Genomic DNA, 21,079 nt, shown 5'->3' on the forward strand with positions numbered 1-21,079 from the left:
TGATATTTAAATTTTATTTAAGCATTCTTTAAGATAGTATGGGAAAATTTAATAGATATTTAATAACTGCGGCGTTACCGTATGCCAATGGTCCTGTTCATATAGGTCATCTGGCTGGTTGCTATATTCCTGCAGATATTTACGTGCGATATCTCCGCGCTAAAAAAGCTGATGTAAAATTCGTTTGTGGTACAGATGAACATGGTGTTCCTATCACCATCAAAGCCATGAAGGAAGGCGTTACACCACAGGATGTGGTAGATAAATACCATAAAATTATTGGTGACAGCTTTGCCGCTATGGGTATCTCTTTCGATATCTTTTCCCGCACCAGTAACCAGGTTCATCATAAAACAGCGTCCGACTACTTCCTGAAAATGTACAACGACGGACTGTTTGAAGAAAAAGAATCTGAACAGTTTTACGATCCTAAGGCCAACATGTTCCTGGCCGACAGATATATCATCGGTACCTGCCCTCATTGCGGTAACGATAAAGCCTATGGCGACCAGTGTGAGAAATGTGGTAATAGCCTCAGTCCTGATGAACTGATCAACCCACATTCTGCATTGAGCGACGCTGTGCCTGTAAAGAAAAAAACCAAACACTGGTACATGCCTTTACAGAACTACGAACCATGGCTGAATGAGTGGCTCATCGAAGGTCATAAAGAGTGGAAAAATAACGTATATGGTCAGTGTAAAAGCTGGTTATCAAGTGGCCTGCAATCACGTGCCATGACCCGCGACAGCAACTGGGGTATTAAAGTGCCTTTACCAGATGCGGAAGGAAAGGTATTGTACGTATGGTTCGACGCGCCAATCGGTTATATTTCTGCCACCAAAGAACTGACTGAAAACTGGGCGGATTACTGGTGTAAGGAAGATACCAAACTGGTACACTTTATTGGTAAAGATAACATCGTTTTCCACTGCATTATTTTCCCTGCGATGCTGAAAGCACACGGTGGATTTGTGTTGCCGGACAACGTCCCTGCCAATGAGTTCCTGAACCTGGAAGGAGAAAAAATCTCTACTTCCAGAAACTGGGCGGTATGGGTAAATGATTTTATCGCTGATTTCCCTGGTCAACAGGATATTCTGCGTTATGTACTCACTGCTACTGCGCCTGAAACCAAGGACAACGACTTCACCTGGAAAGATTTCCTTACCAGGAATAATAGTGAGCTGTCTGATAACCTGAGCAACTTTGTGCATCGTACTATGGTATTAATGCACAAGCTGTGTGGTGGTAAAGTACCTCAATTGCATCAGGATCTTCTGAATGATGAGGATCGTCAGATGTTCGTAGAATTCAAAAATGCAAAGGAGAAAGTTGAAAATGCGATAGAGCAATATAAGTTCAGAGAAGGACTGTTTGAAGTAATGGCATTGTCCAAGCTTGGTAATAAGTACATGCAGGATAATGCGCCATGGTTATTGGCTAAAGCTATTGAAACTATCAAGAAAGGTGAGGCTCATGAAAAGTATACAGCAGATGACCTGGAAATGCTCCAGAAAAGAATTGATATCTGTCTGCATATCTGTTTACAAATGACAGCTAACCTGGCAATTCTGATGAATCCTTTCCTGCCATTCACTGCGAAGAAAATCCTTCATATGCTGAAAGTGGTAGATCGTATGCTGGAGTGGGAAAATGCTGGTTCTGAAAAACTGGTGAGTGTTGGTTATTCCTTACGTGATCCAGAAATGCTGTTCAAGAAAATGGACGAATCTGTGATTAAACCGCAATTGGACAGACTGGCAGCCATTAAGGCTGAACAGGCAGCCGCAGCCGCCGCAGCAGAAGCCGCAGCACCTAAAGCAATAGCACCAATCAAACCTGAAATCCAGTATGATGATTTTGCAAAACTGGACCTCCGTGTAGGCACCATTATCAAAGCGGAAAAAGTAGAAAAAGCAGATAAACTGCTGAAATTACTGGTAGATATTGGTTCAGAACAACGTACGGTTGTTTCAGGTATCGCAATGCACTTCAAACCGGAAGACATTGTAGGTAAACAGGTTACGTTAGTGACTAACCTGGCGCCTCGTAAAATGCGCGGTATTGAAAGTCAGGGTATGATCCTGATGGCGGAAGATAACGGTAAACTGGTGTTCGTTAATCCTAACGAAAATGTAGCGCCAGGTTCCGGTGTAGCTTGATTTTTAAAACTTTGAATACGAAAAGCCCGATCTCAGTAAGTTGAGATCGGGCTTTCTCATTTACAGGTCTTTTCTGGGGTGTTGGTCGCCCGCAGCCGCGGGCGACCAACACCCCAGTTTTCTCCCCGCCGAAGGCGGGGAGAAAACTGGGGTGGAAACATACCCGCTAATCGAATTTTTTAACATTCCCGCTCATGTTTCTACCTCAAAAAATCCTAAATTCAGGAATCTAAAACTTAGTTTGTATTCACTAACAGATTAAAGCTGGCCTTAATATGCAAAGACACATCAATAAAGTAGCCGTACTGGGCTCAGGGGTTATGGGATCAAGGATTGCCTGTCATTTCGCAGGTATTGGCGTTCAGGTACTGCTGCTGGATATAGCACCTAAAGAACTGAATGATGCGGAGAAGAAGAAAAACCTTACTTTGGAGAGTCCTGCTGTAAAAAACCGGATTGTGAATGACGCCCTTCAGGCAGCTGTTAAATCGAATCCCTCACCAGTTTTTACGAAAGATGTCATTAAGCGGATCAAAACGGGCAACTTTACGGATGATATGAAGAAGATCGCGGATTGCGACTGGATCATTGAAGTAGTAGTTGAAAATCTCGCTGTTAAAAAAATCGTTTTTGAACAGGTAGAGCAATTCCGTAAACCCGGAACACTGATTACCTCCAATACCTCCGGTATTCCAATTCACCTGATGGCGGAAGGCCGCAGTGAAGACTTCCGGAAAAATTTCTGTGGCACCCACTTTTTCAACCCGCCGCGTTATCTGCGCCTCCTGGAAATAATTCCTACTCCACATACCGACCCTGCTGTAATAGATTTCCTGATGCATTACGGAGATCTGTACCTGGGAAAAACTACTGTACTCTGTAAAGATACGCCCGCCTTTATCGCTAACCGCGTAGGTGTTTATTCTATCATGGCCATTTTCCACATCATGCAGGAAATGGGCCTCGGAATTGATGAAATTGATGCACTGACAGGCCCGATCATCGGCCGGCCAAAATCAGCTACCTTCCGCACCGCTGACGTAGTAGGTATCGATACCCTCGTTAAAGTAGCAAAAGGAGTACTGGAAAACTGCCCGGATGATGAAGCCATCAGCATCTTCAAAATTCCTGAATTCCTCCAGAAAGTAGTAGATAACAACTGGCTGGGAGACAAGACAGGACAGGGTTTCTACAAGAAAACCACCGGCCCTGGCGGTAAGGAAATCCTTACCCTCAACCTGCAGACCATGGAATATGGTCCTAAACAGAAAGCAAGATTTTCCAGCATAGATGCGGCAAAGCCGGTTGAAGACCTGAAACAGCGTATTAAAATGCTGGCACATTCTTCTGATAAGGCAGGTCAGTTCTATCAGCAATTCCATGCTTATCTCTTCTCTTATGTATCTCACCGTATACCGGAAATTGCAGATGATCTCTACAAAGTAGATGATGCCATGAAAGCCGGTTTCGGATGGGAAATAGGACCTTTCGAAAGCTGGGACCTGCTGGGAGTAGAAGCTTCCGTAAAAGCCATCGAAGAAAAAGGACTGACCGTTGCGCAGTGGGTGAAAGACATGCTGGCAAAAGGTATCAAGTCATTCTATAAAGTAGATAACGGCAAGAAATTCTATTATGATATTACTACCCAGGCGTATAAAACCCTTCCTGGTGAAGGCGCTTTCATTATCCTGGAAAATTATTCCGGTAATGTCCTCTGGAAAAATAACGCCAGCAGACTGATTGACCTCGGCGATGGTGTTGTGTGCTTCGACTGGCAGACAAAAATGAATACCATCGGCGGAGAAGTGCTGGAAGGACTGAATAAGGCGGTAGACCGCGCGGAAAAGGATTTCCGCGGACTGGTTGTTGCCAACGATGGCGCTAACTTCTCTGCAGGTGCCAATGTGGGTATGATCTTCATGCTGGCAGCTGAACAGGAGTACGACGAACTGGACATGGCGGTGCGCCTGTTCCAGCGTTCTACCATGCGCCTGCGTTATTCCGGCGTTCCGGTAGTAGTAGCACCGCATGCCCTTACTTTAGGTGGTGGTTGCGAAATGGCACTACATGCGGATAAAGTGGTGGCTGCTGCCGAAACATATATCGGGCTGGTAGAGTTAGGTGTAGGCCTGATCCCTGGTGGTGGCGGTACCAAAGAAATGGCACTGCGCGCCAGCAATGAATTCAAGGAAGGCCGCATCGAAGAAGAGCCATTAAAAGACTACTTCATGACCGTGGCTACTGCTAAAGTGGCTACATCAGGCTTTGAAGCATATGATATGGGCGTGATGAAAAAAGGCCATGATGAAGTGGTGATGAACCCTGGCCGTCTCATCGCGGATGCCAAGCGCAGCGTAATTGAAATGGCAGATGAAGGATATACAAGGCCTGTTGAAAGAACAGATGTCAAAGTGATGGGACGTAGTGCACTGGGCGCTTTGCTGGCTGGTATCTATGCTATGAAGTTTGGTAAATATATCTCTGAGCATGATGAAAAGGTAGCCCAGAAACTGGCGTATGTAATGTGTGGTGGCGACCTGACAGAGCCTACGCTCGTAAGTGAACAGTATCTCCTGGACCTGGAACGCGAAGCATTCCTGAGTCTGTGCGGAGAACGCAAAACCCTGGAAAGATTACAGAGCGTAATCAAAACAGGGAAACCGGTTAGGAACTAATCAATACTATGTCAATATTAACCTTACAAGGCATCTCCAAACGGTATGGTGTCGTACAGGCGCTGTCAGGCGTATCCTTCGAGGTACCGGCTGGCAGCGTCTTTGGTGTTTTAGGCCCCAACGGCAGCGGGAAAACCACCCTGCTCGGCATTGTCACCGACGTACTGAAAGCAGACAGCGGTAACTTCCAGCTATTCGGAGGACCCGCCTCCGGCGCAGCAAGGCGCAAAATAGGAACCCTGTTGGAAACCCCTAATTTCTACCATTATCTCAGCGCATGGAAAAACCTGGAAATCGCTGCCAGCATCAAGCAGCGGGGCAAAGATGATATTGCCAGGGTGCTGAAAATCTGCGGCCTCTATGAAAGAAAAGACACCGCCTTCAAGACCTATTCCCTCGGTATGAAACAGCGCCTGGCCATTGCAAGCGTGCTGCTGGGGGATCCGGATGTACTCATCCTGGATGAGCCTACCAATGGCCTGGATCCTGCCGGTATCGCAGAAGTAAGAGTACTGGTACAACAGCTGGCCGACAGTGGGAAAACGATACTGCTGGCGAGTCACCTGCTCGATGAAGTGGAAAAAGTATGTACCCATGTGGCTATTCTGCAGAAAGGGCAACTCCTGCTCTCCGGACCTGTGAACGAGGTCTTGCAGCGCAACGATTTCATTGAGCTGGCAGCGGCAGATAATCAGGCATTGGCTGCATTGTTGCTGCAATACCCGGATTGCACAGGAGCAACGGTTACAGGAAATAAGGTGGTAGCCACTTTCGCTGTTGCCCCGGACCCTGCTGCTATCAACAGCTGGTGTGCCGGACAAGGCATATGGCTGCAACAGCTGCAATTACGCAGAAAAAGCCTCGAAACTGCATTCCTTGAACTGACCCATACCTCTGCCCAATGAAAAATATTATTTTAACCGAATGGCTGAAAGTAAAGAGCTATCGTACCTTTTGGATAATGGTTGTACTGGCGGCTATCGTGCCACTGGCCGGCAACCTGCTGATGGCCGACTTCTTCACCACTAATCTGAAGGCCGCCAAGAACCTGGTAGGGGATCCATTCTCCTTTCCCGACGTATGGCTTACCACCGCAAGTATTTGCAGCTATGTATCTTCGCTGTACGGACTTTTACTGATCATACTTGTTACCAATGAATTCACCTTCCGTACCAACCGACAGAATATTATCGATGGCTGGGACAGAAAAGAATTCGTTTACTCAAAACTCTTCTGGTTATTGAAGCTGGCAGGCTTGTCGCTGCTGGTAGCCACTATCAGCGCAATATTTGTAGGACTTAAGTATGGTACTACCAGCATTAGTTTTGAGGGTTATCAGTATGTAGTAATTTATTTTCTGCAGATGCTGGTGTTATTAACCATCGCCCTGCTGATAGCGGTATTCTTTCGCAGGGCCGGCATTTCTATCGTGGTTTTTATGGCCTATACGATGATGCTGGAGCAGATTATCGTTAGTATTTTAAAGAAATATGTAGGGTTAGTAGGCGGACTCCTGCCGCTGCAAACCGGCGATGAATTAATACCTTTCCCGCTGACAGGAAAACTGATACAGTCAGATCAGTATAATTCTTCAGTATATGTGGTGGTGATGATCGCTTATATCTTTTTGGGCATCTGGCTGGTATTCAGAAAGATAATGAAATCCGATCTATAGTGATATCTTTATATTTCACATTCTTTTAAAGCGAAATGTTTAAGATAGCGCTTAAATTTGTTGTGTAAAGAAAAACGAGGAACCATGGCAGAACAGGAAAAATTAATACTGGTAACTAACGACGATGGCATTACTGCCCCAGGCATCCGTGCGCTGGTAGAGGCAGTACGTCCTTTTGGGAAAGTGGTGGTAGTGGCACCGGATAGCCCGCAATCGGGTATGGGGCACGCCATTACGATTGGTGTACCGCTGCGTCTGAATCAGGTAGGCGTTTTTGATGGCGTGGAAGCCTGGCAATGTTCAGGTACACCGGTAGATTGCGTGAAGCTGGCCCGTGATAAGATCCTGGGTGGCCGTAAGCCGGATATATGCGTGAGTGGTATTAACCATGGCGCAAACCATTCCATCAACGTAATTTATTCAGGTACAATGTCTGCCGCCATGGAAGCCGCTATTGAAGGCATTCCTTCCGCGGGATTTTCTTTCCTGGAATACGATTATGAAGCAGATTTTTCTTTACCGGCAAAGGTAGCGGCAGAAGTAGTTTCGCGTATGCTGGCGAAGCCATTGCCTCCGGGAACTTTATTTAATGTGAATATTCCCATTGTGGAAGAAAAAGATTTCAAGGGAATCCGTATTTGCCGTCAGGCTGATGCCAAATGGGTAGAGGAATTCGATGAAAGAAGAGATCCGCATGGAAAAAAATATTACTGGCTGACAGGAGAGTTCAAGAACCGTGATACAGGAGAAGATACGGATGTCTGGGCGTTGGAAAATAATTACGCTTCACTGGTGCCTGTTCAGTTTGATCTGACCAATTATAAGATGAAAGAAAAACTGGAAGAAGAGTGGAAAGATCTCTAACCATCTTCTGTCAGGAATTCATTTTATCGCCATTATAACTAGAATATGCTTAAGAAAGACAATCTGCCATTAGGAATATTGCTGGGGCTCGTTACGCCGATCCTCGCATTTTTCGTGTATTACCTGGTAGCGGTGATGCCTAAAAACATCGACCTGTGGAACTTCCTTGGACAACTGCGCGATAACCGCCAGTTGATTCCGAAATTAGTCAGCATCTGCCTTTTATTGAACGGGCTGGTGTTTTACCTTTACACAAAAGAAAGAAGAGATATCACCGCCAAAGGGATATTTCTGGTGACCATGCTGTATGCCATTGGTATACTGCTGATGAAACTGATCAGATAATTTTTAATTGAAACAGGTTTGAAATATTATATCATCGCGGGAGAGGCTTCAGGAGATTTGCACGGCAGTAACCTGATCAAACAATTGAAATTGCAGGACCAGGCTGCTGATATTCGTGGCTGGGGTGGTGATCTGATGGAGGCTGCCGGCGTTAATGTAGTCAAGCATTATAAAGAGCTGGCTTTTATGGGCTTTGTGGAAGTGGTGATGAATCTTCGTACCATTCTCCGCAATATGGACGCCTGCAAAAAGGATATCGCGGCTTTTAAGCCCGATGTGCTGATTCTTGTCGACTATCCCGGATTTAACATGCGTATTGCCGAATGGGCCAAAACAGAAGGCTATAAGGTCGTTTACTATATCTCTCCGCAGGTATGGGCATGGAAAGAAAACCGGGTGAAGAAGATCAGGCGTACAGTAGATAAAATGCTGTGTATCCTGCCTTTTGAGCAGGAATTTTACCATAAATGGAATTATGAGGTAGAATATGTGGGTCATCCGCTGGTAGAGGTTATTAAGGCCGAAAAAGCCAAACCTGCCGAAGCGCCACTGTCTGATAAACCCATCATTGCAGTGCTGCCAGGTAGCCGTAAGCAGGAAGTAAGCGTTAAGCTGCCCATCATGCTTACCATGGCCAAACATTTCCCGGAATACCAGTTCGTAGTAGCCCAGGCCCCCAGTCTGGATGATCACTTCCTGGAAAGCCTCATCGGACAGCATCCTAACGTATCCATGGTAAAAGGCAAAACCTATTCTTTACTGCGTCAGGCAACGGCAGCACTGGTAACTTCCGGTACCGCCACCCTCGAAACAGCGTTGTTTGGTGTGCCTGAAATCGTTTGCTATAAAGGAAATCCGGTATCCTATATTCTCGCTAAAAATCTTATTAAAGTAAAATATATCTCACTGGTAAACCTGGTGATGGATAAGCTGGTGGTAAAGGAGCTGATTCAGAATGATCTGACAGAGGCCAACCTGCTTCAGGAGCTGACTGCCTTACTGAAAGATGATAGCCGCCGTCGTGAGCTGGCAGCCGATTATGCCGCCTTGTGGCATAAACTGGGCGAAAAAGACGCTTCCCGCCGCGCCGCTACTGTGATCTGTGAATATGCACAGGAGCCCCGCTAACTACAAATAATGCAATCAAAATAAAGAAGGGATTTGCCACCGGCAAATCCCTTCTTGTTTAATGTCTTCTGATTAAACGATATATCACTATAATAATCGCTATGAAAAACAGGATGATACTGATCCGGTTCATGCCGTGCATCATCGCCACATAGCGGGTTTTAGGCGCGTTAGGGTCCTTTTTTCCTATATAGAAGTAACGTAAAATTTGTTTCCAGATACTTTTCATGCCCCAAAGATCGTAAAACTATTATTCCTTATTCCCCTGAGATTGTTATTTTTGAAGCTACCGAAATTCTATTCCATGAACATTAGCAAGATAGGTCGCTTCTTTACAGTGGTCTTTTTTTTAACGGGTTTTACTAAATCGATTTACTCGCAGGAAATTCAACTCAGCAAAGACTGGGAATTTGCCCGTGGTGATGAAAAAATATGGCGCCCCGCCACTGTTCCAGGTACGGTACACACCGACCTCCTGGCGCAGCACCTCATCCCCGATCCATTTAAAGGCACCAATGAAAAAAATGTACAATGGGTAGATAAAAAAGACTGGGAATACCGCACGAAAGTCAATGTAACCACTGAAATGCTACAGCAGGATGTGGTGGAAATTGAATTCAAAGGGCTGGATACTTATGCTGCTATATATGTCAATGATCAGCTGGTGAAAGAAACAGATAACATGTTTCTCGCTTATATCATCGACATAAAAAAATATTTGAAACAAGGGGGAAATACCCTGATGGTAAAATTCATGAGCCCCATCAAACATGATATGCCTTTCTTCCTGCGTGATCATGTGATTTATCCTGCGGGCAATGATGCATCAGATATTCCACTCAGCGTATATGCACGTAAAGCACCCTACCATTATGGCTGGGACTGGGGCCCAAGGCTCGTTACCAGCGGTATCTGGCGCCCGGTAATCTTGCGTGCATGGAGTAATGCCATCATTCGTGATGTGACGTATACAACCAGCTTACAAGGAAAGAAAGCGCATGTGGATATGAATATAACGGTGTCGGCTACACGTAGTGGAAAATATTCATTCAATCCATCATTTAAATTTGCAAACAAAGAAATTTTAACAGCTGTTCAGACACGTTTACTGAATGGTGTCAATATTCCGGTAACATCGCAGGCGGGCGATTTTAATGCTGCACTGTCATTTGACGTTGATGCACCGCAGCTCTGGTGGCCAAACGGCATGGGAGAACAAAATTTGTATGACGCCGCGGTAAGCCTGATAAAAGATAAAGCCGTTCTTTCTGCCAATAGCAAAAAAGTAGGTTTACGCAGCATAGAAGTAGTAAATCAACCCGATAGCGCTGGTGAAAGTTTTTACGTGAAAGTCAATGGCAGAGCCACTTTTATGAAAGGCGCCAACTATATTCCGCAAGACAATTTCCTGCCACGTGTAACGCCTGAAAAATATCAGCAGCTATTCCGCGACATGCAGGAAAGCAACTTCAATATGGTGCGTGTATGGGGCGGTGGTATTTATGAAGATGACCTGTTTTATGAGCTGGCAGATAAAACCGGTATGCTGGTATGGCAGGATTTCCTCTTCGCATGTACCCTGTACCCTGGCGATAAAAACTTCCTCGATAATGTAAAAGCAGAAGCAATTTACAATATCAACCGATTGAAAAGTCACCCGTCACTTGCATTATGGTGCGGCAATAATGAAGTAGGTGTTGCTATTAAAAACTGGGGCTGGAAAGACGGCTACGCCTATACGAATGAGCAATGGGCAAAACTTCAGCAGGATTATGATAAATTATTCAAAGAGCTCCTTCCTTCTCTTGTACATAAATATGATTCGGGTAGATTTTATTTCGCTTCTTCTCCAATCAGCAACTGGGGTACGAAAGAAGATTTCACCAAAGGCGATAACCACTACTGGGGCGTATGGCATGGCATGGAATGGTTCGAAGCCTTTAATGAGCGCATTCCACGTTTCATGAGTGAATATGGTTTTCAGTCTTTCCCTGGCCTGGAAACGATCGATAGCTTCGCTACCAAAGAAGATTACAACATCTTCTCCAATGTGATGCAGTCGCACCAGAAGAGCCCTGCCAAAGGCAATACGGCCATTAAAATTTACATGGACCACTATTATCAGCAGCCAAAAGATTTCCCTTCTTTTGTGTACCTGAGCCAGGTTTTACAGGCAGAAGGCATGAAAATGGCCATTGAGGCACACCGCAGAAATATGCCTTACTGCATGGGTACCTTATACTGGCAGCTCAACGATGTATGGCCGGGCCCAAGCTGGTCAGGGCGCGATTATTATGGCAGATGGAAAGCGCTGCAATACTATGCTAAACGTGCTTTTGAGCCGGTAATTCTGTCTACCGTTGAAGAAAACAAACAACTTAAAACTTACCTGATCACTGATGCGGTGAAAACCCAGGATGCTGTACTGGAAATGAAGGTCATGGACTTCTCCGGAAATATCATCTGGGAGAAGAAAACTGGTAAAATCAAATTGCAGGAAGATAAAAGTTTGTTAGTCAATGAAATACCTGTAGAAGAGGTATTGAAAGGAAAAGACCGCAAGGAGGTAATATTCTATGCGCAATTGGTAATAAACGGTAATGTAAAGAGTCCTAATATCTTTTACTTTGCACCTGCTAAAGATATGAACCTCCCGGTGCCGGCAATAAGTGTGTTGTGTAAAGCCGGAGCCGAAGGAGAGATAAATTTGTATATAAAGTCAGATAAGCTCGCGAGAAACATACGCTTATCGTTAAACGGAACAACAGACCATGAACACTTCCAGGATAACTATTTCGATTTACTTCCTGGGCAGGAAAAAGTAGTGAAGCTGAATACTCACCGCAAACCTGAGACTATTCAGCCATTGGTAAACGTCACCTCTTTGGTAGACTCTTTTAAAAATTAACTATGCGTAAACTTTTAGTGGCCGCCGGCTTTGCATTGCTGAGCGTTAATGCTGCGCAGGCACAGGAACAAGAGCCTCCTTATGTACCCGAAACCGACAAGGCCGTCGTACAGAAACTGGATGAATGGCAAGACTGGAAATTCGGTATGATTATCCACTGGGGCCCCTATTCTCAGTGGGGAGTAGTGGAATCCTGGAGCCTGTGCCCGGAAGATGAAGGCTGGACCCAGCGTAAACCTTACGGTATTCCTTACTATGACTACCTGAAAAAGTACGAAGCACTGGGTAAAAGTTTCAATCCTGTGCATTTCAATCCTGAACACTGGGCGAAAGCCGCTGCTGATGCAGGGATGAAATACGTAGTATTTACGACCAAACACCATGATGGTTACTGTATGTTTGATACCAAACAAACAGACTATCGTGTTACCGCGCCGGATGCAGCTTTCAGCAAAAATCCGCGTGCCAATATCGCTAAAGAAGTTTTTAATGCATTCCGTAAGGAAGGTATCCATGCCGGTGCTTACTTTTCAAAGCCCGACTGGCATACAGAATATTACTGGTGGAGTTATTTCCCTCCCCGCGACAGAAATGTCAACTACGACGTAGAGAAATATCCTGAAAGATGGGAGAAGTTCAAACAGTATACCTATAACCAGATCGAAGAACTGATGACAGGTTATGGTAAACTGGATATCCTCTGGTTAGACGGTGGTTGGGTGCGTCCGCTGAAACAGCAGACCAAAGAATCCCTGTCATGGAGCAAATCAGCCCCTCAGAACCAGGATATCGACATGGCTAAGATCGCAGGTATGGCACGTAGTCGCCAGCCTGGACTGATCGTAGTGGACCGCAGTGTGCATGGGCCTTTCGAAAACTATCGTACGCCTGAGCAGCAGATCCCTGATAAGCCGCTGGATTATCCATGGGAAACCTGCATGACAATGGGTGGTTCCTGGTCTTATGTGCCGGATGATAAATATAAATCTGTGAACGTTCTGATTCACAACCTGGTAGATATCGTTGCAAAAGGTGGTAACTACCTGCTGAATGTGGGTCCTGGTCCTGATGGTGAACTCCATGATGCTGCTTATACCACGATGAAAGGTATTGGCGAGTGGATTCATATCAATGGTGATGCGATTTATGGTACCCGTGCTGTGGCGCCTTATAAAGACGGTAAAGTTTGCTTTACCCGTAAAAAGGACGGTGCAGTGTATGCGATCTATATGCTGGATGAAGGGGAAAAGGTACCTGCGACTATTTCTTTCGCCGGTTTAACGCCTGCTAAGAAAGCGCGTGTGGAAATCCTTGGTGCTGCTGGTGCACTGGTGTGGAAAACCCAGGGCGGAAAAACAGTTATTAACATACCTGCTTCCGTACAGAATAAAGGTTTGAAGCATGCTGTAGCCGTTCGGATATCAGCTGTGGATAAGATGTGATTGTAATGTGAATTGATGTTAATATTGTAAGAAAGGCTGTGTCTACCTGGTAGACGCAGCCTTTTTGGTTTTCAGGAAGATGTTTAACGGGAGATACCTGCTTTATGAGCCACTGTAGCGGTTTTATATTTATTTTTACAGAAATGTTGATAATGTGTTGAAATCCTTGTTCTTCCTGTTAATAAAATAGTGGCTGCTCATTTTGATCCTTCGAGTCTGATTTTTGTTTTTATACGTACATAATGAAAAGCCCCGGATTAACTAGCGATAGTAGATGTGCTGACCTTTATCCGTTTGAGGATGTTTAGTGTTTGATTAACGACTGATTAACTGCGGAGGATTAGAATTTTATAAAACTTGCATGACTGTTTGCAGGGTTAAGCATATACAACAGAATAACCATATCCGATGAGTGCTTTTAAGAAAAGATTTGGTGTTCACTAAGCCCCCATTGTCTATGAACAAGAATCCAAAAATTTTACTGGTCGAAGATGATAAGGTGTTCGGTGCCCTCGTTAAGAGAAGGTTGGAAGAAGCCGGATTTCGTGTGGACCATTACCTGGACGGCTCCGAAGCCTGGGAAGCTTACAAGGCAGACCGCTTCGATGTTTGTCTGCTCGATATCGTTTTGCCTGGCATAAACGGCTTTGAACTGGCCAAACTCATCCGGGAAGACAGCTCCCTGGTATGCGTTATTTTCTTCTCCGCAGAACGTACCGATGATAACGACCGGATCGATGCCTTCAGGATAGGTGGCGACACCTATCTTACCAAGCCATTTAACATGATGGAGCTGATGCGTCGTATCCTGGTTTTCCTGAAATATTCCCGGCCGGTACGCAACGACCTGTTACTGGCGCATTCCGTAGGGAATTATACCTTCCACTACAGACGTCTGAAAGTAATAGATAATACCACGAAATCTCCTGTAGGAAGGCTTTCGCCAATGGAAGCCAAGGTAATACGCTATTTCCTGAGCCGCCCGAACGTAATCATCCGCAGAGATGAGCTGTTAATAAAGGTTTGGGGCAAAGATGATCTGCAAAACAGCCGCAGTATGGATGTTTACGTGACGAAAGTCCGTAGGCAGATAAAGGATTTCCTGGCTGGGTTTGAACTGGAGACATATCATAACGCCGGATTAAGGCTGAAAGTGCCGCCTGAAAAGGTAATTGAAAGGGTGGCTGTACCGCTGAAAAACCCTATCAGACTATAAATCCCCGTATTTACTGCATTTCCATAGCTGTTTTTCTTTCAGATTATATTTAATCGTAACTTTAAGGCAATGGAAACAGTGGTAGTTCAAAAATATAATCTAGACGAAGAGCAGGAAAAAAAGGAAATCGTACGCCATTACCGGGCTTTGCTCAGAGCGCTCAAACCGCGACTGAAAAAGGGCGACAGAGAATTGGTACGTACTGCTTTTGAAATGGCAGCGGATGCCCACAAGGAAATGAGACGCAAATCCGGCGAACCTTATATCCTTCACCCGCTGGCAGTGGCACAAATATGCGTGGAAGAAATCGGACTCGGTGTCCGCTCCGCTATCTGCGCCCTCCTACATGATACCGTAGAAGATACCGAAGTAACACTGGAAGATATCGCCAGGGAATTCGGTTCCGAAATAGCGCATATCGTTGACGGTCTTACCAAAATCAGCACTGTCATCGATTCCAGTACCAGCACCGCGCAAGCTGAAAACTTCAAGAAAATATTACTCACCCTCGCCGATGACCCAAGGGTTATCCTGATTAAACTGGCCGACAGGATGCATAACATGCGTACCCTCGACAGTATGAGCCGTGAGAAACAACTGAAAATTGCCTCTGAAACAGTATTCATCTATGCCCCGCTGGCCCACCGCCTCGGTTTGTACAATATCAAATCCGAGATGGAAGACCTGGCAATGAAATATACTGAACAGCAGACCTATAAAGACATTGCCCGTAAACTCAAGGAAACCAAGCGTGAACGTACCCGCTATATCAATGAGTTTATCAAACCTATCAAGGAAGTACTCCAGGAAGAAGGATTTAATTTTGAGATATATGGCCGGCCAAAATCCATCCACTCTATCCATAACAAAATCAAAACCAAGGGAGTAAGCTTCGAAGAAGTATACGATCTATTCGCGATCCGTATCATCATGGATAGCCCGATTGAAAAGGAAAAGGCCGATTGCTGGAAAGTTTATTCCATCATCACCGATTTCTATCATCCAAGTCCGGAACGTACCCGCGACTGGCTCAGTAACCCGAAATCCAACGGTTATGAGGCTTTGCATGTTACCGTGATGGGGCCGCAGGGTAAATGGGTGGAAGTACAGATCCGTTCCAAACGCATGAACGATTACGCTGAAAAAGGGGTAGCCGCCCACTGGCGTTATAAGGAAGGTAGCACCCAGCCACAACAGGAGTCTAAATTTGACCAGTGGTTTACCCAGATCCGCGAAATTCTCAGCAACCCGGATTCCAATACACTGGACTTCCTGGCCGATTTTAAAAGCAATCTCTTCACCGAAGAGATTTACGTATATACACCGAAAGGTGACCTGAAAATCCTGCCGGTAGGCTCTACTGCACTGGATTTTGCCTATTCTATACACAGTGCGGTGGGTAACAAGTGTATAGGCGCCAAAGTGAATTATAAACTGGTGCCATTAAGTCACAAATTGCGCAGTGGCGACCAGGTAGAGATCATTACCTCCAATAAACAAAAGCCTTCTGAAGACTGGCTCAACTTTGTGCTCACTGCCAAAGCCAAGTCCAAGATCAAAGATGCGCTGAAGGAAGAAAAACGTAAAGTGGCCATGGACGGTAAAGCAGCGCTGGAACGCAAGCTGGACCACATGAAGATCACTGCCAGTCAATATAACATCAATGAACTGACACAGTTCTATAAACAGCCTTCTGCGCTGGATTTATATTATCAGATCGCAGTTAAAAATATTGATCTGAGAGAGCTGAAAGAGTTTTCTCTCCTGGGAGATAAGCTGGAAGCGCCTAAACCTGCACCTGTTAAGCAACCTGATCATGTTGCGGAAGAGCAGGTAAAACACCAGATTCCGTCGAAAAAAGATGCAGAACTGATTATTTTCGGTGAAAGCTCAGACAGGATTGCCTATAAGCTGGCTAATTGCTGTCGCCCGATTCCCGGCGATGACGTATTTGGCTTTATTACCGCCAGCGAGGGGCTGAAAATACATCGTACCAATTGTCCGAATGCTGCACAGCTACTGGCTAATTATGGCCACCGTGTAGTAAAAACCAAATGGGTTAAAAATCGTGAAATATCCTTCCTCACTGGTTTACGTATAATAGGAATGGATGATGTGGGAGTTATCCACAAAATCACCAATATTATTTCCGGTGAACTCAAGGTAAATATATCTGCATTGAGTATTGAATCGAAAGAAGGCTTATTTGAAGGGTTGATCAAAGTATATGTGCACGACAAGGACGAGCTGGACGAGCTGGTAGAAAGGCTTAAAAACCTGGATGGAATCCAGTCTGTACAACGTCTGGAAGAATCCTGATTTTAATTTAAAATATATATTTTCCCGTTTTCGGAAGATGCCTGCCGTGTCTCCCGAAAACGGGATTTTTCCGGCCTGTCAAGGGCTGGCAGATGAAAACCTACACAAACAATTTGCAGGCATTCCTGGTCTTTTGTCATGTGAGAAATCAAATCACAGACCTTCAGAAATTTGTAATTGTTATAATTCGCTTTAATTTTGCGACTTCTTTTAAAGCAACAACCTCCGATAAATAATTAAATAATTATGGTAGACGTTTTGTTAGGCCTGCAATGGGGCGACGAAGGTAAAGGTAAAATTGTGGACTATTTTGCCGGTAAGTACGACGTGATAGCCCGTTTCCAGGGCGGCCCGAACGCGGGACATACACTCTATGTGAATGGACAGAAAGTAGTATTGCGCACCATTCCATCAGGTGTATTCCATGAAAACACCATCAACCTCATTGGTAATGGCGTAGTATTGGACCCGGTAGCCTTCAAGAAAGAAAGCGAAGATATCTCCGCTTTGGGCATTGACCTGACAAAAAATCTTTTCATAGCTGAAAAGACCCACATCATCGTTCCTACCCACCGTGCGCTGGATAAAGCGTCCGAAATGGCTAAAGGCAACGATAAAATCGGTTCCACACTGAAAGGTATCGGCCCGGCTTACATGGATAAAACCGGTAGAAATGGCCTCCGTGTTGGTGATGTGATGTCTGCAGATTTTGAAGCACTCTACGGTAAACTGAAAGCTAAACACCTGGAATTGCTCTCTCACTACGACAGCAGCGAATTCAGCGACGATATCGCAGCATGGGAAGCAGAATTCTTCGATGCTGTTAAATTCCTGAGAACCATGAACGTGGTAGCAGGTGAATATTTCATCAACGAAAAACTGAAAGCCGGTAAAAAAGTACTGGCAGAAGGCGCTCAGGGCTCTATGCTTGACGTTGATTTCGGTACCTATCCTTTCGTAACTTCTTCCAATACTATCTCTGCAGGTGTGTGCAATGGCCTCGGTATTGCCCCACAATGGATTAAAGAAGTAATTGGTGTTACAAAAGCCTATTGCACCCGCGTTGGTAGCGGTCCTTTCCCTACCGAACTGCATGATGCTACCGGTGAAAAACTGCGTGCCGCAGGTCACGAATTTGGTGCCGTTACCGGCCGCCCACGCCGCTGTGGCTGGATCGACCTGGTTGCACTGAACTATACCTGCATGCTTAGTGGAGTTACCCAGCTGGTAATGACTAAATCAGACGTTCTTGATGAGTTTGATGAAGTACTGGCTTGTACCGCCTATGAAATTAATGGTCAACAAACCAAACAACTGCCGTTCCAGCTCACCGGGTTAGACGTAAAACCTGTTTACGAAACATTCCCGGGCTGGACAAATAAAACTTCTACGTGCAAGCAATTCAATGAGTTACCAAATGAAATGAAATCATTTGTATCTTCCGTAGAGAAATATCTGAGCATTCCCGTGAAATACGTTTCCAACGGGCCAGGACGTGACCAGATTCTCGAACAGTAATTGCAAAAAATTACGGAAAAAAAACGGCAAAAAAAATTTGGCGAATAAAAAAAACTATTAAAACTTTACGGCAAAGAAATAAGTGAACCTATTATGAAATCAAAATCTGATAAAGAGAAAGAGACTAAAAAAACTACTTCTCCTAAGACTGCAAAAGACGCTCCTAAAGCTGCGGCCAAGCCTAAGAAAGAGGTGGATGAAGATGATGAGGATGAGGACGATGAAGAGGAAACCACTTCCAAAGCATCGCCCAAAAAATCAGATAAATCCCCTTCTAAATCTAAACGCAAGTCCGACGACGACGAGGATGATGATGACAGCGAGGATGAAGACCTGGACGATATGGACGATGCCTGGGAAAAAGGCGAAGACGAAGACTATGACCCAGACTTCGAAGAATTCGACATGCCTAAATCCAAAGGTAAACGCGGCCGTCCTTCTACCAAAAAATCTGAAGAAGACGATGACCTCGGCTTTGATGATGAATTCAAAGACATGGATCTGTTCAACGACCGTGGCTTTGATGACGATGACGACGATTTTTAAGCATTAAAAGAGATTATTATCAGGATTTTTCACATTTTCCCGGTTGATGATCACAAAATACTTAAACAGCAAATGTTGAATTGGGCAAGCCAGTTCAACATTTGCTGTTTATTGGACAATAACGACTATCCTTCTGTCCATCATCAATACGAAGCAGTACTGGCAGCCGATGCCTTAACAACCCTCGAAAAACCCGCCGGTAACGCATTTCCCGAACTACTGAAGTTTCACCATACTCAGCAAGACTGGATTTTCGGACACCTCGCGTATGACCTGAAAAATGAAGTCGTACCAGGCCTCTATTCACAAAACCACGACGGTATAGGGTTTCCGGATTTGTTCTTCTTCCAGCCACGTATCCTCATGCTCCTGGAAAAAAATCAGATCAGTATTGGCGCGCCTGAGCTCTCCAGGGAAGAAGCCTTGTCTATCCTTAATGATTGCAGACAGTATCCTGCCACCACAGCAGCCAGCACTGCTGTATTATCACAGCCTATTCAGGCAAGACTCCACCATGATAAGTATATCGATGCAGTAAAATCCCTGCAGGAGCATATTCTGAGAGGTGATTGCTATGAAGTGAATTTCTGCCGTGAGAATTATATCGAAAATGCCGACGTATATCCTCCGGCGTTATACCGCCGGTTGAATGCCCTGAACCCTGCGCCATTTGCGGCTTTTTATAGGGTAGATGATAAGTATATGGTCTGCTCCAGCCCGGAAAGGTTCATGCAGAAAAAAGGTACCCACGTCATCTCACAGCCCATCAAAGGCACCAGTAAAAAAGACCCGGACCCTGTTAAGGACGATGCCCTGAAAACCGCGCTGTATAACAATCCCAAAGAAAGGGCCGAAAACGTAATGGTGGTAGACCTTGTCCGCAATGACCTTTCGCATGCAGCCATCAGAGGTTCTGTGAAGGTAAACGAGCTTTTCGGGATCTATTCTTTTGCACAGGTACATCACATGATTTCCACCGTTGCCGCAGAACTCCCTGCAGATCAGCCTTTCACGGAAGTTTTACAAACCACATTCCCGATGGGTAGCATGACAGGTGCACCCAAAATCAGTGTCATGCAGCTGATTGAATCGCATGAGGCAACCCGCCGTGGGCTATATTCCGGCGCAGTCGGATATATCACCCCATCAGGTGATTTTGATTTCAATGTGGTGATCAGAAGTATTCTTTATAACGAAACGGCGAAGTATTTATCCTTCCAGACTGGTTCTGCCATTACCTTTTACAGCGATCCTGAAAAGGAGTGGGAGGAATGTTTGCTGAAGGCAGCGGCCTTACGTACAGTGATTACCGATGCGGAAACAGTTGTTCCATCGCCTGGTCAATAGTAGGATAGGAGAACTGAAAACCTGTTTGCTGTATCTTTTCGGAAGAAACTCTCACACTTTTTAATACCTCTACACTCATCTCCCCTAAAGCTATTTTTAAAATAGCCGCAGGTGCATAGGCGGTCATAAAGCTATTGCCTTTAGCTGCGTGGGCCATACTGAGCACCAGCTCCTTATTGGTCACCGGATTGGGAGCTACGGCATTGTAAACGCCTTCCAGCTTATCATTAACGATGGCGTTAAAGAAAAGTCGTACCAGGTCGTGGAGGTGTATCCAGCTGATGTATTGTTCACCAGAGCCCATTACGGTGGCGAAACCAAACTTCAAAGGCTTATAGAATTCTTTCAGGGCGCCCCCGTTTCTGCTTAACGCAATGCCTATACGAAAAATAACCAGTTTCTTATTGAGTGACTGTACTTCGCTGATACTGTTTTCCCAGGCGGCGGTGGTGCTGCCGAGGTAATCAGTGGCAGGAGGGTCCGATTCGGTGAAGGTATGGCCGGTATATGGGCCATAGATGCCAGTGGCAGAAGCACTGATGACCTTTTTAACTTTATTGGGGGTAGACATTAACGCCTTTACCAGCAGCTCACTGCTCTGTGTACGGCTATCGATGATCTCCTGCTTACGGGAGGCAGACCAGCGCTTTTCAGCTACCGGAGCCCCTGCCAGATGAACAATATAATCTGCCTGCTGCAGGGCAGCAGTATCTATCTGTTGTGTGGATATGTTCCAACGGGCGTATTGTACCTGCTTGTTTTCTCCCTGCTCCGGTGTCCTGGATAGTACAATTACCCTGAAGCCTCTCTCCAGCAAAAGAGCCGTTAATGCGGTGCCTACCAGGCCGGTGCCACCGGTAATTAAAACGGTTTCCATGTAGAATATTCTGGTTTGTAAAATAATTATCTAAATGTACACAATAAATCCAGC

At 45.3% G+C, this 21,079-nt stretch carries 16 protein-coding genes; 14 read left to right on the plus strand and 2 right to left on the minus strand.

Annotated elements, in window-relative coordinates:
• The first annotated feature begins 38 nt into the window (after positions 1-38).
• The 7 genes from metG (at position 39) to lpxB (ending at position 8,852) form a co-directional block, all read left to right on the plus strand.
• A complete protein-coding gene (metG, locus tag F3J22_RS06570; RefSeq protein ID WP_167015478.1) occupies positions 39-2,165 on the plus strand; it encodes a methionine--tRNA ligase in 2,127 nt (708 codons plus the stop codon).
• 275 nt (positions 2,166-2,440) lie between these two features.
• Positions 2,441-4,840 (plus strand): 3-hydroxyacyl-CoA dehydrogenase/enoyl-CoA hydratase family protein, encoded by a 2,400-nt coding sequence (locus F3J22_RS06575; protein WP_167015480.1) that lies wholly within the window; start codon positions 2,441-2,443, stop codon positions 4,838-4,840.
• A gap of 8 nt (positions 4,841-4,848) precedes the next feature.
• Complete coding sequence (locus F3J22_RS06580) at positions 4,849-5,745, plus strand: ABC transporter ATP-binding protein (protein ID WP_167015482.1); 897 nt, start codon at positions 4,849-4,851, stop codon at positions 5,743-5,745.
• A complete protein-coding gene (locus tag F3J22_RS06585; protein ID WP_167015484.1) occupies positions 5,742-6,515 on the plus strand; it encodes an ABC transporter permease in 774 nt (257 codons plus the stop codon). Before F3J22_RS06580 ends, F3J22_RS06585 begins: the two co-directional genes overlap by 4 nt.
• 84 nt (positions 6,516-6,599) lie before the next feature.
• Positions 6,600-7,379: a 5'/3'-nucleotidase SurE gene (gene surE / locus F3J22_RS06590; protein WP_167015486.1), complete on the plus strand. Its 780-nt coding sequence runs from the start codon at positions 6,600-6,602 to the stop codon at positions 7,377-7,379.
• A gap of 45 nt (positions 7,380-7,424) precedes the next feature.
• On the plus strand, positions 7,425-7,724 hold the full coding sequence (locus F3J22_RS06595; RefSeq protein WP_167015488.1) for a hypothetical protein: 300 nt from the start codon (positions 7,425-7,427) through the stop codon (positions 7,722-7,724).
• Between the two features lie 18 nt (positions 7,725-7,742).
• Entirely contained in the window at positions 7,743-8,852 is a 1,110-nt protein-coding gene (gene lpxB, locus F3J22_RS06600) for a lipid-A-disaccharide synthase (protein WP_167015490.1), read from the plus strand.
• A 58-nt stretch (positions 8,853-8,910) separates the two neighbouring features.
• Here lpxB and F3J22_RS30805 read toward each other — a convergent pair whose 3' ends face one another.
• Positions 8,911-9,081 (minus strand): DUF6728 family protein, encoded by a 171-nt coding sequence (locus F3J22_RS30805; RefSeq protein WP_370459405.1) that lies wholly within the window; start codon positions 9,079-9,081, stop codon positions 8,911-8,913.
• Positions 9,082-9,156: 75 nt separating this feature from the next.
• On the opposite strand from F3J22_RS30805, the gene F3J22_RS06605 reads away from it, so the two are divergent.
• The 7 genes from F3J22_RS06605 to F3J22_RS06635 all read left to right on the plus strand — a co-directional run bounded on the left by F3J22_RS06605 (position 9,157) and on the right by F3J22_RS06635 (position 20,148).
• Positions 9,157-11,760, plus strand: coding sequence for a glycoside hydrolase family 2 protein (locus F3J22_RS06605; protein WP_167015492.1), 2,604 nt, complete (start codon positions 9,157-9,159; stop codon positions 11,758-11,760).
• Between the two features lie 2 nt (positions 11,761-11,762).
• Complete coding sequence (locus F3J22_RS06610; RefSeq protein ID WP_167015494.1) at positions 11,763-13,202, plus strand: alpha-L-fucosidase; 1,440 nt, start codon at positions 11,763-11,765, stop codon at positions 13,200-13,202.
• Positions 13,203-13,659: 457 nt separating this feature from the next.
• A complete protein-coding gene (locus tag F3J22_RS06615) occupies positions 13,660-14,418 on the plus strand; it encodes a response regulator transcription factor (RefSeq protein WP_167015496.1) in 759 nt (252 codons plus the stop codon).
• A 69-nt stretch (positions 14,419-14,487) separates the two neighbouring features.
• Positions 14,488-16,737: a bifunctional (p)ppGpp synthetase/guanosine-3',5'-bis(diphosphate) 3'-pyrophosphohydrolase gene (locus tag F3J22_RS06620; RefSeq protein ID WP_167015498.1), complete on the plus strand. Its 2,250-nt coding sequence runs from the start codon at positions 14,488-14,490 to the stop codon at positions 16,735-16,737.
• 246 nt (positions 16,738-16,983) lie between these two features.
• Positions 16,984-18,255, plus strand: coding sequence for an adenylosuccinate synthase (locus F3J22_RS06625; RefSeq protein WP_167015500.1), 1,272 nt, complete (start codon positions 16,984-16,986; stop codon positions 18,253-18,255).
• A 93-nt stretch (positions 18,256-18,348) separates the two neighbouring features.
• Positions 18,349-18,801 (plus strand): hypothetical protein, encoded by a 453-nt coding sequence (locus tag F3J22_RS06630; protein WP_167015502.1) that lies wholly within the window; start codon positions 18,349-18,351, stop codon positions 18,799-18,801.
• Positions 18,802-18,873: 72 nt separating this feature from the next.
• Entirely contained in the window at positions 18,874-20,148 is a 1,275-nt protein-coding gene (locus tag F3J22_RS06635; RefSeq protein ID WP_167015504.1) for an anthranilate synthase component I family protein, read from the plus strand.
• On the opposite strand, the gene F3J22_RS06640 is transcribed toward F3J22_RS06635, so the two are convergent.
• Positions 20,108-21,025, minus strand: coding sequence for a TIGR01777 family oxidoreductase (locus F3J22_RS06640; RefSeq protein WP_167015506.1), 918 nt, complete (start codon positions 21,023-21,025; stop codon positions 20,108-20,110). The genes F3J22_RS06635 and F3J22_RS06640 overlap by 41 nt on opposite strands.
• Positions 21,026-21,079 lie beyond the last annotated feature (54 nt).

The sequence above is a fragment of the Chitinophaga sp. Cy-1792 genome (assembly GCF_011752935.1).
Classification (GTDB): Bacteria; Bacteroidota; Bacteroidia; order Chitinophagales; family Chitinophagaceae; genus Chitinophaga.

Excerpts from the sequence above, each read along its gene's own strand:
- metG (WP_167015478.1), top strand. The coding sequence starts at position 39 with ATGGGAAAATTTAATAGATATTTAATAACTGCGGCGTTACCGTATGCC.
- F3J22_RS06575 (WP_167015480.1), top strand. The coding sequence starts at position 2,441 with ATGCAAAGACACATCAATAAAGTAGCCGTACTGGGCTCAGGGGTTATG.
- F3J22_RS06580 (WP_167015482.1), top strand. The coding sequence starts at position 4,849 with ATGTCAATATTAACCTTACAAGGCATCTCCAAACGGTATGGTGTCGTA.
- F3J22_RS06585 (WP_167015484.1), top strand. The coding sequence starts at position 5,742 with ATGAAAAATATTATTTTAACCGAATGGCTGAAAGTAAAGAGCTATCGT.
- surE (WP_167015486.1), top strand. The coding sequence starts at position 6,600 with ATGGCAGAACAGGAAAAATTAATACTGGTAACTAACGACGATGGCATT.
- F3J22_RS06595 (WP_167015488.1), top strand. The coding sequence starts at position 7,425 with ATGCTTAAGAAAGACAATCTGCCATTAGGAATATTGCTGGGGCTCGTT.
- F3J22_RS30805 (WP_370459405.1), bottom strand. The coding sequence starts at position 9,081 with ATGAAAAGTATCTGGAAACAAATTTTACGTTACTTCTATATAGGAAAA.
- F3J22_RS06605 (WP_167015492.1), top strand. The coding sequence starts at position 9,157 with ATGAACATTAGCAAGATAGGTCGCTTCTTTACAGTGGTCTTTTTTTTA.
- F3J22_RS06610 (WP_167015494.1), top strand. The coding sequence starts at position 11,763 with ATGCGTAAACTTTTAGTGGCCGCCGGCTTTGCATTGCTGAGCGTTAAT.
- F3J22_RS06615 (WP_167015496.1), top strand. The coding sequence starts at position 13,660 with ATGAACAAGAATCCAAAAATTTTACTGGTCGAAGATGATAAGGTGTTC.
- F3J22_RS06620 (WP_167015498.1), top strand. The coding sequence starts at position 14,488 with ATGGAAACAGTGGTAGTTCAAAAATATAATCTAGACGAAGAGCAGGAA.
- F3J22_RS06625 (WP_167015500.1), top strand. The coding sequence starts at position 16,984 with ATGGTAGACGTTTTGTTAGGCCTGCAATGGGGCGACGAAGGTAAAGGT.
- F3J22_RS06630 (WP_167015502.1), top strand. The coding sequence starts at position 18,349 with ATGAAATCAAAATCTGATAAAGAGAAAGAGACTAAAAAAACTACTTCT.
- F3J22_RS06635 (WP_167015504.1), top strand. The coding sequence starts at position 18,874 with ATGTTGAATTGGGCAAGCCAGTTCAACATTTGCTGTTTATTGGACAAT.
- F3J22_RS06640 (WP_167015506.1), bottom strand. The coding sequence starts at position 21,025 with ATGGAAACCGTTTTAATTACCGGTGGCACCGGCCTGGTAGGCACCGCA.